Below are 14827 nucleotides of genomic sequence, written 5' to 3'. Positions count from 1 at the left end.
TTTTCTGAATGCTTGGCATACAAAAATAATTCCAAATGCCATGTTGGTTGAAGTTTAACTTAGTCACAAAAATGCAAGGAGTGAGAACTATGAAAAAAGCAATGAATTGGCTGAAAGACATTCGTCCTCTGAAAGTTTTAACTGTTTTTTTGGCAGGAATGTTTTTATTTATGACACAGGCTTGTGGCGCTCCAGGAGTAGCAGCACAGCCACCACAGCCAGGTTCCCAAGCACCTAACGTCCAGCGATATGATCCTACAAAAGATAATCCTCTCTCTTCTCCTGCTGGCGGGATAAATAACTTTAGTGATGTAGATCCCAGAGCGACAGATGAAAAAGCAGCTAATGATAGAGCTGAGGCACTAGTAAAAAATGCTCAAAAAAATATTGAGCAGAAGGGAATTGACAGCCGAGAGCAATATGTTCGGAATTTCCAACAAGGTACACCCCTTGGCGAAAGAGTGAAGAATCTGGGTGAAGATGTTGGTAGTTCCGCCGAGGAATTGCGGGAAGGTCTTGTTAAGGGTACTCAGCGTGGATTTGAAAATCTCAAGGAAAATACCCAAAATGCAGCCAAAGACTTGACGAAAAATGTTCAACGTGGGGCTGATGATGCTGGTAAAAATGTTCAGCGCACAGCTGAGGATGCAGGTGACGCAGTGAAGGGTGCAGTCAGAAAGGTTGATTGAAATTAGTTATCGAAACAGAATTCAGAAGTCAGAATTCAGGAGTCAGCATGAATTCTATACAAGTAGCTGATGAATAGATAGATTTAATACCCCCACCAAATTGTAAGATTTGGTGGTTTTTAATTAGTAGCAAGTCTATAGCCTTCTTCTCACATGGGATCTATGCCCCACTGATAGCGTTGGCGCAGTCTCTTCGTAGAGAAGCGTCTTGATTCTGGCTTCTGAATTCTGAATTCTGACTCCTGAATTGAGAATTCCTCACTACAAATACTTCTGCAACAATAACCCTAATTTTTCCTTTGTTGCTGCTGGTGCTTTATCCAACTGAGTCAAAATCGCATACTGCAACGCCGAATGCGCCTCACTGGTTGGCGGATTTTCACTCAAGCGGCGCACAGTTTCTTGAATCACTTTTTGAGCATTCACAGCATTTCGCAGCAAATTGCCAATCACTAATTCTACTGTCACACTGTCATGGTCTGGATGCCAACAATCATAATCTGTCACCAGTGCTAAAGTTGCATAAGCAATTTCTGCTTCCCTGGCCAACTTCGCCTCTGGTAAATTCGTCATGCCAATAATTGTTGCATCCCAACTGCGGTAAAGATTCGATTCTGCTTTAGTAGAAAAAGCTGGGCCTTCCATGCACACATAAGTACCGCCGCGATGGAGAGTAACTTCTGGTAAATTGAGAGATGCGATCGCATCTGCCAACACAATAGCCAAATTCTTACATATCGGGTCGCCAAAGGCAATGTGAGCCACAATTCCTTCACCGAAAAACGTTGAAATCCGATTTTTTGTCCTGTCAATAAACTGATCTGGTACCACCATATCTAGTGGTTTCGCCTCTGCTTTCAAGGAACCGACAGCACTAGCTGAGATTAAATACTTCACACCCAATTGCTTCATCGCATAGATATTAGCGCGAAACGGTAACTCAGAAGGTAAAAGCGTGTGATTGCGACCATGACGCGCCAAAAACGCTACCCGTGTCCCATCCAAAGTCCCCAAAATCAAAGCATCAGATGGTGAACCAAAAGGAGTTTGGATTTGCACCTCTTCGACATCTTTGAGCGCATCCATTTTATACAGACCGCTACCACCAATAATTCCAATACTAGCTTGACCCATGACTCTGAACCTGTTACTTGCTGATCTGCTAAGTTATTTTATCGTGGATGTCTTGCCAAACTATTCTTTACTCAACGCTTAGAAGTGAGGAAAATACATTGATTCTGTTAATTCACGCTCGTGCTACTCCTGAACAAATAGAGCAGATGCTCCAAGAACACAAGTTCTGCATCAAACTTGCAGTTGATATAGAACGTCGGGTAATAGTTGGAGGTGGTGATATGCATGCTGACTGTGAAGAAGTTTTGTTGAATGAGGGTAGTAGGCAACAAAATATTTGGGCTGCCAGTTTTATGCCTGTGACTGGGAAAATTATTTTTGAGTCAATGGTAAATCTTCGCCCTCGCCAAAACCGATCAATACTGAGCGCTTGACTTCCAGGTTTTAGTTCTAGAAAAACTCTCACATCTCTGAACCGACCACAACTTTTCTATATCTTTAGCCGATATCCATTTGGATAAAATTTTTAAATATCTTAGCAAAGCATCAATAATTTAATTCCAAATCTCCTTTGTATATGGGGTGCGATCGCAGCTTAATGTATACAAATATTAAGTAGATGCACTCCTACGCAGGGAAACAAAGCAAGCGTTATACTTTTGGAAAAAGACTTGTTTTAACCCCTGCTTTTAACATTTTCATAAATCAATGACTCTCAATTTTCGCTTTGCGGTAGTCAGCGACTTACACCTGGCACTTCCTCACACAATCTGGGATCATCCCAGCCGCTTTCATCTAGTGGAAGTAAGTATCTCAGCGTTTAAAAGTGTACTAGAACATTTAATACAACTCGATTTAGATTTCCTGTTGTTACCAGGAGATTTAACCCAACACGGCGAACCAGAAAATCACGCTTGGTTGCAACAATGTTTAGCCGAACTTCCTTTTCCCGTCTATGTTGTTCCTGGGAATCATGACGTTCCTGTACTTTTGGCCGATCAGCAATCAATTGCTTTTGCGGATTTTCCCTACTATTACACAAAGTTTGGCTATGAAGATCCACAGCAGATTTACTACATTCGTGAGTTGCTACCTGGAGTCAAGCTGATTGGACTGAATTCTAACTCCTTTAATGACCAGGGGGAGCAAGTCGGGTGTTTAGATGCCAAACAGCTACGGTGGTTAGAAGAAGTACTGGCGGCGTCTGGTGATGATTTAGTTCTGGTGATGGTGCATCATAATGTAGTGGAGCATTTGCCCAATCAATCGAGTCATCCACTAGCAAATCGCTATATGTTATCTAATTCCGCAGAACTGTTGCAATTGCTAAGGCGCTATGGAGTCAAGCTAGTGTTTACCGGGCATTTGCACGTTCAGGATATTGCTTACTCAGATGGAGTTTATGATATTACCACTGGTTCTTTAGTGAGCTACCCTCACCCTTATCGGGTGCTAGAGTTTCATCGAGATCACGAAGGTAAAGAATGGTTGCAAATTTTATCCCATCGCGTTGAGTCTGTGCCGGAGTTTCCCGACTTGCAACAGTCATCAAGGCAGTGGATGGGCGATCGCTCTTTCCCCTTCCTAGTTAAGCTACTAACTCACTCCCCATTAAACTTACCATTATCACAGGCAAAAAAATTAGCCCCTGGTTTGCGGGACTTCTGGGCAACTATTGCCGATGGTGATGCAGTGTTAGATTATCCTCATTTTCCCCCAGAAGTGCGGCGCTATATTCAGACATATAGTGCATCACAGCCTAATCCAGGCATCGCCACTGCTGGAACTTTGACACTGATTGATAATAACACCACACTTTTGCTGGATAAAAGTTAGGAGTGATTCAATTTTGGATTTTAGATTTTAGATTTTTATTTCAATCCAAAATCCAAAATTCAAAATCTAAAATTGGTTTAACACTGATTACTGATTTTGACGACAAATTCCAAATGCTGAAGTGTAGGCGTGTAAGAAGGTTCTGCCACCAACAGGGCCGATTTCACCACCACAGAAAAAGCCACCTACAGGAATATCGTTAAGGTAGCGCTGAAATAGTTCCGAATCGAAGTTGGGTTTACCATACAGTCCTTCACCTCGTCCCAGACAGGCAAACATCAAAGCAGCTACAGCAGAGGGTTCAGATTCTCGCTGGTGTTGATAACTTTGCAGGAGTAATTCTAAGTCTTCAGCAGAAGCTTGGGCATCGCGGAGGTGGAATTGCAGCCTTTGACCAGGACGGACGCGATCGCCAATTGCGATCGCTCCAGCTGTTGGATCGACCCCAAGAATACCACGAATTAAAAAGTCTCCTTGCTGCAAAGCTAACTTAAATTCATCCATTGCCACACCCACAAACAGAGAATGCTGTGCTAAACTCCGTTCTTGTTCGCTGAGACTGGCAATCAAATCTCGCAACACCACTAAAGGTACTTTTTCATCTAACTCCAGAATAATATTGCGATCGGCTTTTGTGACTTGCAATGGTTTGCCAATCGGTCGGCATCCTTGGGCTACAATCGTTTCTAAAACAATATTGCCAGTCAAAGCTATACCAACAGTACCCTCTCTGTAAAGGTTTTGGTGTTCCTCACTACTAGCATCGTTACAAAATAAGGCAACACGACCACCCATACCCCCACCACTAGCCTGTCCCCCCACAATCACCGATCCTGGATAAGCAAAATCCAGCCCTTGTAACAAATTGTTGATTCCAGAGGCGAAAGAACTAGAAAGTAAGATGAACTGGGGCGTGGGGGAGGGTGGTACACCAATCAAATCAAGCCAAGCATCTGGTGAACTGTCTAAGTCAGGTAATTCTTCAGCAACAACATGAAAAACTTGAATCTTCACTCCTGGAAGATGTGCTAAAGTCAAGCTAATAGCTGGTTCAGCTTCTAGTTCTTGGGTATCTCCGCTAACTGTTGTCCCAATCACACCTCCACCACTACAGCCAATTAACACTGGCACAGAAAGTTTCTCAGCTAACAAAGGTAACAGTCGGGAATACTCACTCGTAAAAGCAGACGAAATGAATACCAGTCCTAGATCCGCAGGTGCCGTTAACGATGAGACAGCACGTTCCACCACATCTGTAACAGCGGCTTCCAAAGAATGACGGGTTGATAGGGCATTTGCCCACTGCATTTGGTCTGCCATGAGTTTTGAGCTTCTTTCTCTTTTTAGGCTAGTAGGTTTTGACTTTTGATTTTGGGAAGAATTACATTTTACAAGAATTGACACCAGCCCTTTGTCTCCACCATCCCAAGAAGCTGGGGTTGTCATTCCCTATATAGGCATCTAAATATATTGTATGATTATTTATCTATACTACTGATTCCACAAAATCTTAAAAAATAAAAGTAAATGCATTATATATACGCTAACTTGCTGTATTGGTTATAAATCAATAGCTAAAGCACCAACTTATGATCGGCTAAATGGTTAGAATGGTTATTAATCAAGCGAAAAATTGCCATTTCTGAACATTTTCTATACTAGTATTAACAACACACGACGAGACTAAAGCAATGACAAACATCCAAGAAACAGCAAAAGGCGACATCCAAGAGAAAATCCAAGAAGAAGTAGAACAAGCGCGTACTGTTTGTGATATCAACGGTAGCAACTCACCAGAGTGTGCTGCTGCTTGGGATGCAGTAGAAGAATTGCAAGCCGAAGCTTCTCACAAGCGCCAAAGTAAGCCAAAAAACTCTCTAGAACAGTATTGTGATGACAACCCAGATGCAATTGAATGCCGCGTTTACGACGACTAAAAATTGAAGCAAGCGGATTTTCTGTTGTTTGGTCAGCAAGCAACCAGCATTGACCAAAGAATACGCCCAAAGTGGGGGATGCGGAGATTTACCAATTTCCTCCACTTGCAAGCGTTTTATTTAAAGCCCCCGAATTTAGTCGTGGAGACAAAAAATACAGCAGAATTCAGGAATCACAATAGGCTACGCCCCGATGCCCTAACAGAAGCAAAACAAGCTTTATACCCTGGTTTTGAGATTTAGTTTGTGTACTTCACTAACTTGAAATCATCTGTAAATTCTTTATCTGAATCAAGAGGCTTATTCCAAAGGGATAAACTAGGATTTTTATAAATTAAACAACAAATTAATTGTTAGTAGGGGCGTACAGATGTATGCCCCTATAAATTTTTTGTAATACTCGTGACTTATAGTCATACGAGGTTCAATAAACTATTATCAAGAAGAATTCAGGATGAATTGGAGTTCGACTGACTCCTGAATAAAAGGGTTTTTACCACTGCCTTATTTAGCAGTCTACAATCATGTAGTGGTATAAAACCCCACTTGATTTATTCTGGCTTCTGACTTATTTTTTATCTACTGTTTGAGAAAAACTATGGACTATAATATTTGGTTTCGCCCTTTCGTCTGGATTGATTACCGACTATCAGTATTATTCTTGGTAATTATTCCGCTAATTCTTCTGATTTGGGCATTTGTGCAAAAAGCAGAAGGTATACAACGCTTATTGATCATATACTGGCGAGTCGCAAGCCTAGTGGCAATCACGATTTACTTAATGATTGCTCAGTATCCAGTTAGCTTTATCTCTGGGTTGATGGCTCGGATTTTGATCCCGATTTCGCTGTGGTTCTGGGTGGATATCAACGATGAAATTGAGTATCAAACCAGTGGTTCTTTGAAATTTATTTTTACTTCTTGGCGCTGGGCGACAACTGTTTATTGTTTTTTGGGCACACTCGCCTTTATCCCTTTTTTGGGTTGTGCTTTTTCTGGCAATGTGCTGAAGACTTCCTATTGTCAGGTATGGTTCGAGGCTCCGTTACTATTCAAAGAATATTTTCATGCTAACAGCAAGGCTGAGTTCTTAGGTTTTCTTGGCATAGCTAGTTTAGTAATTTATGTGCTTTATTTAAGCTATTTTGTTCTAATTAAGCTGGGTAAACAGGGACGTTCAGCCACACCACAGTAACCCTAATCTAAAAAAAATGAATTCCATTGGCAAGCGACTGGAACAATACACCGCTAAACGCACCAAAGAAGTCCTAATTGTAAGGGTGGAAATTGCCGATGAGCAAGATACAATTGCTATTTTCAAAGGCTTTTCCAGTTCTTTGATGCGTCCAACGGCATTTGATGCAGATGTACCAGTTCTACCAGATGGGGCAAACATCCTCAACATTGACCGAGTAGCCAGTCCTTACAATCCTGAAGCACCCCGTTATATTCAACAAGGACTCTCTTGGGAAGCTATGGAAGCTCTATTATTAGAAGTAGGTGTTTAACTAATTACAAATTCGTAATTCGGAATTTTGCTGTAATTAACTAAAATGCCTACTGCTGCTCAACTAACAAGTTTGTATCGTATTAGCTATCAACTGACGTATATCATGCTTCAGCCCATATACCTCATTTGCGTTGATAATCGGACTCGTAATGTATACATTCTTGCTGGGTATGACGAAGAGATTGAATTCCAAATTTTACCCAACGGAGAGTTGTCTGATGAGCCGAATTAATTACGATTTAATGTCTGATGTTGAATTGAAACAGTATTTTCTCAAGCATCGGGGAGATCAAGCTGCTTTTCAAGCATACTTGGACAGGATTAATCAGCGTCCGCGTAGGATTGTCGCAAGCCCCAACGATCCCGATTTTGATGAGAAGGTTCAAGCAGCGATTCGCCAAAAGCTAGAAGCAGCAAGAAGCAGTAGTCAGCAGGCTAACACTGCGTTGGAGCCAACTGACCAAGAGTGATCTGTGAAAGTCAAAGAAAGTCAAAGAAAGGTTATCTACTTTTTTATAGTGTTGGTTAGGCGATCGCAGTTAAGACAGACTGGTTACACTGTTAGCTATTATTGGATGGGCTGAGATGCAACAGTCACAAGATGCGAACACGCCAAAACAATTGAATCGAGAACAACGTTGGGAAATTGTACAAACCTTGCTACAACGTAGTAACGTGACCAGCGAGGCAAAACAGGCATTCCGCCAATCTTATCCCAATGCACCAGAGGAGATGTTGAAAACTGCTGTTTTTCACACTTACGTTGATGGGATTGGAGCCGCAATAGACTGGTTAGTTGATTTAGAGTTATTTTTACGTGAACCCAGTCATGAACTAGATACTAGTGTTGCGTATCACCTGCTGTATCACCTGTACAATTGGTATCAGTTCAATGCATTGCTTGCAGATGGGAAAACAGGAGTTTTGGAATGTCTCAAGGAAATTAAGGAGTTGGCTTCAGATGGAGATATAGAGGCAATTCTTGCAGCAGTTGAGGAGCTAGAATCGATGTTTGAAGGCGATCAAAACTATCCTAGTTTTTAGTTAAGCGGCTGTATCACATGAAGCAAGCTACAGATGGGTCTAAATTGCTATCTGAAACTGTTTTCTCTACGAGACGCTGCGCGAACAATTTTGAAGAATTATTTAGACATCATAATTTTCAATCCAACAGAGTGGGTTTATGTGAGGTCTCAACAAAGTGGATAGAACTCAACATCAGTCTTACAAACCGTGGCAGATAGGAGCTTTCCCAAAAAAACGTCGTGATGTGCAATTGCTTAAAGATAGTGACGATGGTCTGGAAATAGACCTCATTTTTTACAATCCAAATCAAACTATCACAGTGAAGTTCACATATACAGAAGTGTATCGGGTTATAGACGAAGGACGCAGGCTCAAGCAACTCCAGCACTTGCCTATACCAATGGAGGAAACATTATATGTGGTGTCCAATTCAGATATTGTAGAGGAGTTAGTGGATGAATCTTGCGGAATGTTGGAAACTAAGGATGTGGTTCATTACTTTATTGTTACAGACAATGATTGTATTGACGTTATTACCAAAGCTAATATCAAACCACAATTGGGGAAAAAATGCTAGGTTCAGTGATATAAAATGTCCCGTTCTGGATACACACTTCCCGTCTTTGCGTGCGCTGCTGCTGTTGCAGCTTTACACTGGTTACACGATCGCAAACCCCTAACTTTAGCATCTGTAGATTTGATTGAACCCGCTCAAATCGCAGAAATCCCCATTGAACAGGTTGCAGGATTATCTGAGAATACAGCTTTAGCGATCGCTCGCAGCGATCCCGGTGATAATCTTGACCTGACTAAAGATACACCGATTTGGGCATTGGTAGAATGGCGAGAACAGGGTGATGATGCAGTAATTATTAAAGGTGGCGAAGGGATTGGTAGGCAATTAAATGCTGATGATAAGCCGGCTATTTATGCTTACGCTCAAAGGCTGTTGCAAGAGAATTTGCAACGAATACTAGCACCAGGGGAAAAAATCACGGTGACGATTATTCTACCTGAAGGGCGATCGCTAGCTGTTAGAACCTCAAACTCTGCTTTTGGTGTGGTTGAAGGACTTTCGCTTTTAGGCACTACTGGCATTTCTCAACCCTTAAGTACCCCAGATCAGCTTGCTGTTTTTCGGGCAGAATTACAAAATAAAGCCAGTCGTTTTGAAACTTTAGTATTCTGTATCGGGGAGAATGGCCTAGATTTGGCGCGTAAACTAGGGATTAATCCCGATCAATTGGTCAAAACTGCTAACTGGCTTGGCCCAATGTTAGTAGAAGCTGATGTGCTGGGTGTGAAAGAAATCTTATTATTTGGCTATCACGGTAAGCTGATGAAACTGGCTGGCGGGATTTTTCATACCCATCATTACTTAGCTGATGGACGGCGAGAAATTTTAGCCGCGCACTGTGCGATCGCAGGTTTAAAATTACCAGATATCCAAGCTGTGTTTAATAGTGCTACTGCTGAAGCAGCACTAACACATCTAAAATCCCTAGATGCTGCAACTGGTAGTGATTGGGTAAATCAAGTTTACAGTGCGATCGCCGAAACTATCGATGTTCGTGCCCAAGAATACATTCAAAGTCATAGCGAAAGCGGCACAAAAGTAACAGTCTGCGGCTCTATTCTCTTTGATCGCGATCGCAAAATTATCGTGAAGAGTAAAACTGCTGGTCTGTTGATGGGAAAATTATGTTAATTTATTATGAATAATCGTAAACAATCCAAATAAATAATCCTTTAAGTAACCACTCTAGGGTAGATTTATCGTTCTAATACCATCTCCGACTCCGGTACTTGACAAACGCACATAAACTTGCGTTTGTCAAGGCTTTCTATACCATTATCAGCCTGCCCAGGCTGAATAATAGCATCTCCATAGACCACAAAGCATCTACTTATCCTTAACAGATATAACTCTCCCGTCATGAATACAGCGGTGACTCTACCAACTCAAGAAGCGCCCCAAACATTGGAAAATTTTGGGCGGCTTGATCGTCAATTGATTGTAATTCTGGATTTTGGCTCTCAATATTCTGAGCTAATTGCCCGTCGCATCCGCGAGACTCAAGTATACTCCGAAGTTTTGTCCTATCGCACTACTTCTGAACATTTGCGCCAACTCAATCCTAAGGGAATCATCCTCTCTGGTGGTCCAAGTTCGGTTTATGGTGAAAAGGCTCCCCATTGCGATCCAGAAATCTGGAATTTGGGAATACCCGTCTTGGGTGTTTGCTATGGGATGCAGCTGATGGTAAACCAACTCGGTGGCGAAGTGGCAAAGGCCGAGCGGGGTGAATACGGCAAAGCCTCATTATATATTGATGATCCTACAGATTTGCTCACGAATGTCGAAGATGGTACTACGATGTGGATGAGTCATGGAGACTCAGTTACCCAAATGCCATCAGGGTTTGAATTGCTGGCACATACCGAAAATACTCCCTGTGCTGCGATCGCCGACCACGAAAGGAAACTTTATGGTGTTCAGTTCCATCCAGAGGTAGTACATTCTATTGGTGGGATAGCATTAATTCGTAATTTTGTCTACCATATCTGCGATTGCGAACCCACTTGGACAACAGCAGCTTTTGTCGAAGATGCAGTTCGAGAAATTCGCGCCAGGGTTGGTGAAAAGCGGGTGTTGCTGGCCTTGTCTGGCGGAGTGGATTCTTCTACTTTGGCCTTTTTGTTGTATAAAGCTATTGGTGAGCAATTAACTTGCGTGTTTATCGATCAAGGCTTTATGCGAAAGTATGAGCCGGAGCGATTGGTAAAGCTGTTTCAAGAGCAATTTCACATTCCTGTAGAGTATGTTAATGCTCGCGATCGCTTTTTAGCTGCGATCGCTGATGTCACAGATCCAGAAGAAAAACGCCGCCGCATCGGACACGAATTTATCAGTGTATTTGAAGAAACATCCAAGCGCCTCGGTCAGTTTGACTATCTGGCTCAAGGGACTCTTTATCCAGATGTCATCGAATCTGCTGACACCAATGTTGATCCCCAAAGTGGTGAGCGGGTAGCGGTTAAAATTAAGAGTCATCATAATGTTGGTGGTTTGCCCAAAGACCTCAGATTTAAATTAGTAGAACCACTGCGGAAACTATTTAAAGATGAAGTCCGCAAAGTTGGACGTTCCATTGGTTTACCAGAAGAAATTGTCCAACGGCAACCTTTTCCTGGGCCTGGTTTGGCAATTCGCATCTTGGGGGAAGTCACATCTGAGCGATTAAACATTTTGCGTGATGCAGATTTGATTGTCCGGCAAGAAATTAACCAACGCGGCATGTATCATGATTTCTGGCAAGCATTTGCTGTATTGCTACCAATTCGTAGCGTTGGCGTTATGGGAGATCAACGTACTTACGCTTACCCCATTGTTTTGCGGATTGTTACCAGTGAAGATGGTATGACTGCTGATTGGGCGAGAGTACCTTATGATGTCCTGGAAGTGATTTCCACGCGGATTGTGAATGAAGTAAAAGGCGTAAATCGGGTGGTTTATGACATCACATCTAAGCCGCCTGGAACCATTGAATGGGAGTAATCAAATTTTGATTTGACTTAACTCAAAGCTTATGAATCTTTCATCTGATTCAGATTAGTTATATTAGTTGAGATTCATAATACAGCAGTTTGCAAGTTAATAGTCAAGGATAAAACCTAGTTTACTTCTGACTCCCAATTGAAGATTTGTGGCAGAGCGTCTCCGCCTCCGCTTCAGTTGTATTTCAAAATGACAATGCCGAACTGACTTGTTTGAAGCCTCGGTATTGTCTATTTTTTTGACTTTGGTATTACTACATTTAATTTTTAAAGCATCGATTAATATCTAAACCTGTTAGGAACGTGGATTAAATAAGATCCAAAACTTCATCCTGTCTCTAGCTTCCCTCTCCTTTATAAGGCTACGGTGTACACACAAGTCTTGAAATTACACCTTACACTTGGTTTCGTCGTCTATCCCTAAGCTGTTGGATCGCTCCGAAAGCTTGTCATTGCGAACGCGAGTGCGTCTCGTAGAGAGGAGGAACGACGAACGCAAGAGCGTGTCGCAGACAAGCAATCGCAAAAACTACGGGATTATGCGATTACTTCGCTCCGCTCGTAATGACAATTTATTGGGTCTAGAAAGCTTGAAACCCTTGTAGATACAACTTGTGTGTACACCGTAGCCGACACGGAGAGGGGAGCAAAAAGCTTAATTTTTCGTTGCTCCTCCCTTTCCGTTTCGGAGAGGGAGGTTGGGAGGGAGAGGTTCATCGAACTCACGTTTATTTAATTCTTATTCCTTAGTAATAAAGCGGTTATTAATCAGCAAGATTATTCTATAGGAATCCAGTTTGATTTTTGAAAGAATTAAGTATTTGTAGTGCGTTAGTGTTTCGCGTAGCGCACCCTACTAGTGTGGCAAGCTTAAAATAGTACATTAGACGTAGGTTGGGTGGAACCCAACATATATCAGGATGTTGGGTTACGCAAAGCCCATTGGTGTCAACTTAACGCGAAACCGCTTGTCCGCCGGGAATTGAAATTCCCGTATAATAGCTAAAGTCATCTGAAGATGACTAAATATCGCCAAAAATCTCCAGTCTACTTCAGTAGACTTTAGCCTAAAAGCCAAAGAAATTTATTTTTGAAGTAATAAGTAATAAATAATGAGTAATAGGTATTAATTATTACTCATTATTCATTTATTTATTTCCGGGCGGGCATGGAAGCCAACAGATAAGCTATTTCCAGCTTAAGTTGACACCAATGTGCAAAGCCTCCACCCAGCCTACATTTTTTTGTAACATTTTAGCCTTGATACCCAACTACGTATCTTTTCAAAAATCAAATAGTAGTCCTATAAAACTTCAACTATTCGTGAAAGGTAATTTTTTAAATATAAAGGAATTTAAACACTAACATAATTTTATCTACTCAATAATTATAAATACCAATGAATGACTAATCATCAATTGGATGGTGGCTAGACAAATTGAGTTATTGTCTAGGAAAATAGGCGCGATCGCAGTAAAATTACCAAAGGTATGATGCCATAAAAAATAACAAGCAGATTATTAGAAATAAGTTTCATTAAATCAACGTTTATGGAGATGTTATGGAACCTGCTTTTCCCCTTGCTGGCTTAAACATCCTCGTAGTTGATGATGATGATGATAGCCGTTTTTACATTACTACCGTGTTGGAAGCTGATGGAGCCGCAATTACGGCAGTTGCATCAGCAGCGGTAGCATTGAAAGTACTACCTGAGTTGCAACCAGATGTCTTGATTTGTGATATTGCAATGCCTGGTGAAGATGGCTACACTCTTATCCGCAAAATTCGGGCGCTGAAGTCTGATAGTTATGGAAAAATACCCGCGATCGCTTTAACTGCCTATGGCGATAGCGAGTATCGTAGCCGCGCTTTGGAAGCAGGCTTTCAGACTCATGTGCCTAAACCGGTTGATCCAGGAGAACTAGTTGCGATCGTTGCTAATTTGGTTGCATCTTATAAAAGTTGACACAAAGATACAGGTATTGGGCATTGGGCATTGGTAAAGAGGAGGCGGGAAGCAGAAGTTCTTTAATTTTGAATTTTGAATTGATTTCTCCCTCATCCCTTCGTTTCAAAACTAATTTGCTCAGATTTATATGCTGGTGGCTCGACGTGAATTAAGATTCTCACTGGACGGAACCGTTCTTCTAATCGGCTTTCTACTTCTTCGGTGATGTGGTGGGCGGTTTCTACATCTGCTGCATCCACTATTAAATGCATTTCAATGAACACTTGACGACCAAGAACACCGCGAGAAGCGATCGCATGACAGTTAATTACGCCTGGAACAGAAATAGCGATCGCATGTATTGCTTCTGGTGCGATCGCCATTTGATCTACAAGCCAAGGCAAATTCTCTTTTAAAACTGACCAGCCACTCCAAAATACCAACAAGGCCACAGGAAAAGCTAACACCAAATCCATCCATTGATAACCTAGCCAAACTCCTATTAAGCCGCCAATTACAGAGATTGTCACCCAAATATCGCTCATGGTATGTGTAGCATCAGCAATGAGAATTGAGCTACCTACCCGTTTACCTACAGCACGTTCATAAAACGCCACAAAAATATTCACACCCAGGACAATTAGTAATAACCACAACTCAGGTGGCGAAATTTTCACAGGTTCACCACTGCCTTTGAGAATGCGCTCGATCGCTCCTTGCAGAATTTCAAAACAGGCTATTCCTAAAAATGAGGCAATTCCTAGAGCGCCTACTGCTTCAAATTTGTGGTGTCCGTAGGGATGTTCGCGATCGGGTTGTGGAGAAGAAAATTTACTGGCAACTAATCCTAAAACATTGTTAGCGCTATCTGTCACACTATGCAAGGCATCAGCTAGCAAACTTAAAGAACCTGTCCAGTAGCCCACAAGTGCTTTTAATCCCAGTACAAACAAGTTGAGCAGTAAGGTAATAATTAAAACTTTTCGTACTTCGGCGCGGTTATCGTAAGTCATAGATAATTTATCACATCAAGTTCTATGACTTCTAATGTAGAACTCAAAATACAAATAAACACAAATAAAATGTATCAAAGTCTTACGCAGTATGAATTAAGTATCTCTATAGTCTCTATTTTTAGAGCAATTTATTGAGATTATTTTTAATTAACAGCAGCTACAACCTGGATAGGCATTAGTAATAGCTTTGACAGATAAGCGCGTATTTTTAGCATTAATTTCAAGAATATTTT

General features: G+C 41.6%; 16 protein-coding genes. 13 read left to right on the top strand and 3 right to left on the bottom strand.

The features are described 5' to 3' along the window. Positions 1 to 89: 89 nt before the first annotated feature. Positions 90 to 689 carry a hypothetical protein gene (locus V7L07_RS21380; RefSeq protein WP_335060901.1) on the top strand — a complete coding sequence of 200 codons (600 nt, stop codon included), beginning with the start codon at positions 90 to 92 and terminating at the stop codon, positions 687 to 689. 261 nt (positions 690 to 950) lie between these two features. Here the strand turns inward: V7L07_RS21380 and V7L07_RS21375 are convergent, their stop codons facing one another. After that, positions 951 to 1823, bottom strand: a complete 873-nt coding sequence (locus V7L07_RS21375) for an S-methyl-5'-thioadenosine phosphorylase (RefSeq protein ID WP_335060900.1) — start codon at positions 1821 to 1823, stop codon at positions 951 to 953. A gap of 98 nt (positions 1824 to 1921) precedes the next feature. On the opposite strand from V7L07_RS21375, the gene V7L07_RS21370 reads away from it, so the two are divergent. Together V7L07_RS21370 and V7L07_RS21365 are read left to right on the top strand one after the other, a co-directional pair. Continuing rightward, the gene (locus V7L07_RS21370; RefSeq protein ID WP_335060899.1) at positions 1922 to 2197 is read left to right on the top strand and encodes a DUF5674 family protein; all 276 of its coding nucleotides are present in this window, start codon (positions 1922 to 1924) and stop codon (positions 2195 to 2197) included. A gap of 274 nt (positions 2198 to 2471) precedes the next feature. Further along, positions 2472 to 3599, top strand: coding sequence for a metallophosphoesterase family protein (locus V7L07_RS21365; RefSeq protein ID WP_335060898.1), 1128 nt, complete (start codon positions 2472 to 2474; stop codon positions 3597 to 3599). An 87-nt stretch (positions 3600 to 3686) separates the two neighbouring features. Here V7L07_RS21365 and V7L07_RS21360 read toward each other — a convergent pair whose 3' ends face one another. Then, positions 3687 to 4919 (bottom strand): FIST signal transduction protein, encoded by a 1233-nt coding sequence (locus V7L07_RS21360; RefSeq protein WP_334775817.1) that lies wholly within the window; start codon positions 4917 to 4919, stop codon positions 3687 to 3689. A gap of 371 nt (positions 4920 to 5290) precedes the next feature. Between V7L07_RS21360 and V7L07_RS21355 the strand changes: the two genes are divergently transcribed. The 10 genes from V7L07_RS21355 to V7L07_RS21310 all read left to right on the top strand — a co-directional run bounded on the left by V7L07_RS21355 (position 5291) and on the right by V7L07_RS21310 (position 13596). Continuing rightward, positions 5291 to 5536 (top strand): Calvin cycle protein CP12, encoded by a 246-nt coding sequence (locus tag V7L07_RS21355; protein ID WP_069074399.1) that lies wholly within the window; start codon positions 5291 to 5293, stop codon positions 5534 to 5536. A 598-nt stretch (positions 5537 to 6134) separates the two neighbouring features. Beyond that, a complete protein-coding gene (locus V7L07_RS21350) occupies positions 6135 to 6731 on the top strand; it encodes a DUF3177 family protein (RefSeq protein ID WP_335060897.1) in 597 nt (198 codons plus the stop codon). 16 nt (positions 6732 to 6747) lie between these two features. Next, positions 6748 to 7044 (top strand): DUF7734 family protein, encoded by a 297-nt coding sequence (locus tag V7L07_RS21345; protein WP_335060896.1) that lies wholly within the window; start codon positions 6748 to 6750, stop codon positions 7042 to 7044. A 45-nt stretch (positions 7045 to 7089) separates the two neighbouring features. Next, positions 7090 to 7278 carry a DUF6888 family protein gene (locus tag V7L07_RS21340; RefSeq protein ID WP_335060895.1) on the top strand — a complete coding sequence of 63 codons (189 nt, stop codon included), beginning with the start codon at positions 7090 to 7092 and terminating at the stop codon, positions 7276 to 7278. After that, entirely contained in the window at positions 7265 to 7516 is a 252-nt protein-coding gene (locus V7L07_RS21335) for a DUF6887 family protein (protein ID WP_334718921.1), read from the top strand. Before V7L07_RS21340 ends, V7L07_RS21335 begins: the two co-directional genes overlap by 14 nt. Positions 7517 to 7631: 115 nt before the next feature. Continuing rightward, complete coding sequence (locus V7L07_RS21330) at positions 7632 to 8090, top strand: hypothetical protein (RefSeq protein WP_335060894.1); 459 nt, start codon at positions 7632 to 7634, stop codon at positions 8088 to 8090. A gap of 157 nt (positions 8091 to 8247) precedes the next feature. Next, a complete protein-coding gene (locus tag V7L07_RS21325; protein ID WP_335060893.1) occupies positions 8248 to 8649 on the top strand; it encodes a hypothetical protein in 402 nt (133 codons plus the stop codon). Positions 8650 to 8664: 15 nt separating this feature from the next. Continuing rightward, positions 8665 to 9780, top strand: coding sequence for a cobalt-precorrin-5B (C(1))-methyltransferase CbiD (gene cbiD, locus V7L07_RS21320; RefSeq protein WP_335060892.1), 1116 nt, complete (start codon positions 8665 to 8667; stop codon positions 9778 to 9780). A 228-nt stretch (positions 9781 to 10008) separates the two neighbouring features. After that, positions 10009 to 11631 (top strand): glutamine-hydrolyzing GMP synthase, encoded by a 1623-nt coding sequence (gene guaA, locus V7L07_RS21315; protein ID WP_334775794.1) that lies wholly within the window; start codon positions 10009 to 10011, stop codon positions 11629 to 11631. 1560 nt (positions 11632 to 13191) lie between these two features. Continuing rightward, a complete protein-coding gene (locus V7L07_RS21310; RefSeq protein WP_335060891.1) occupies positions 13192 to 13596 on the top strand; it encodes a response regulator in 405 nt (134 codons plus the stop codon). Positions 13597 to 13688: 92 nt separating this feature from the next. Here the strand turns inward: V7L07_RS21310 and V7L07_RS21305 are convergent, their stop codons facing one another. Then, entirely contained in the window at positions 13689 to 14591 is a 903-nt protein-coding gene (locus V7L07_RS21305; protein ID WP_335060890.1) for a cation diffusion facilitator family transporter, read from the bottom strand. Positions 14592 to 14827 lie beyond the last annotated feature (236 nt).

The organism is Nostoc sp. (genome assembly GCF_036916985.1).
Lineage (GTDB): Bacteria > Cyanobacteriota > Cyanobacteriia > Cyanobacteriales > Nostocaceae > Nostoc.
This window is presented reverse-complemented; position numbering and strand designations above follow the sequence as displayed.

Bases quoted from the DNA above. Each gene is read 5' to 3' on its own strand.
- cbiD (WP_335060892.1), top strand. From the start codon at position 8,665: ATGTCCCGTTCTGGATACACACTTCCCGTCTTTGCGTGCGCTGCTGCT.
- V7L07_RS21360 (WP_334775817.1), bottom strand. From the start codon at position 4,919: ATGGCAGACCAAATGCAGTGGGCAAATGCCCTATCAACCCGTCATTCT.
- V7L07_RS21375 (WP_335060900.1), bottom strand. From the start codon at position 1,823: ATGGGTCAAGCTAGTATTGGAATTATTGGTGGTAGCGGTCTGTATAAA.
- V7L07_RS21345 (WP_335060896.1), top strand. From the start codon at position 6,748: ATGAATTCCATTGGCAAGCGACTGGAACAATACACCGCTAAACGCACC.
- V7L07_RS21355 (WP_069074399.1), top strand. From the start codon at position 5,291: ATGACAAACATCCAAGAAACAGCAAAAGGCGACATCCAAGAGAAAATC.
- V7L07_RS21380 (WP_335060901.1), top strand. From the start codon at position 90: ATGAAAAAAGCAATGAATTGGCTGAAAGACATTCGTCCTCTGAAAGTT.
- V7L07_RS21340 (WP_335060895.1), top strand. From the start codon at position 7,090: ATGCCTACTGCTGCTCAACTAACAAGTTTGTATCGTATTAGCTATCAA.
- guaA (WP_334775794.1), top strand. From the start codon at position 10,009: ATGAATACAGCGGTGACTCTACCAACTCAAGAAGCGCCCCAAACATTG.
- V7L07_RS21310 (WP_335060891.1), top strand. From the start codon at position 13,192: ATGGAACCTGCTTTTCCCCTTGCTGGCTTAAACATCCTCGTAGTTGAT.
- V7L07_RS21335 (WP_334718921.1), top strand. From the start codon at position 7,265: ATGAGCCGAATTAATTACGATTTAATGTCTGATGTTGAATTGAAACAG.
- V7L07_RS21305 (WP_335060890.1), bottom strand. From the start codon at position 14,591: ATGACTTACGATAACCGCGCCGAAGTACGAAAAGTTTTAATTATTACC.
- V7L07_RS21330 (WP_335060894.1), top strand. From the start codon at position 7,632: ATGCAACAGTCACAAGATGCGAACACGCCAAAACAATTGAATCGAGAA.
- V7L07_RS21350 (WP_335060897.1), top strand. From the start codon at position 6,135: ATGGACTATAATATTTGGTTTCGCCCTTTCGTCTGGATTGATTACCGA.
- V7L07_RS21365 (WP_335060898.1), top strand. From the start codon at position 2,472: ATGACTCTCAATTTTCGCTTTGCGGTAGTCAGCGACTTACACCTGGCA.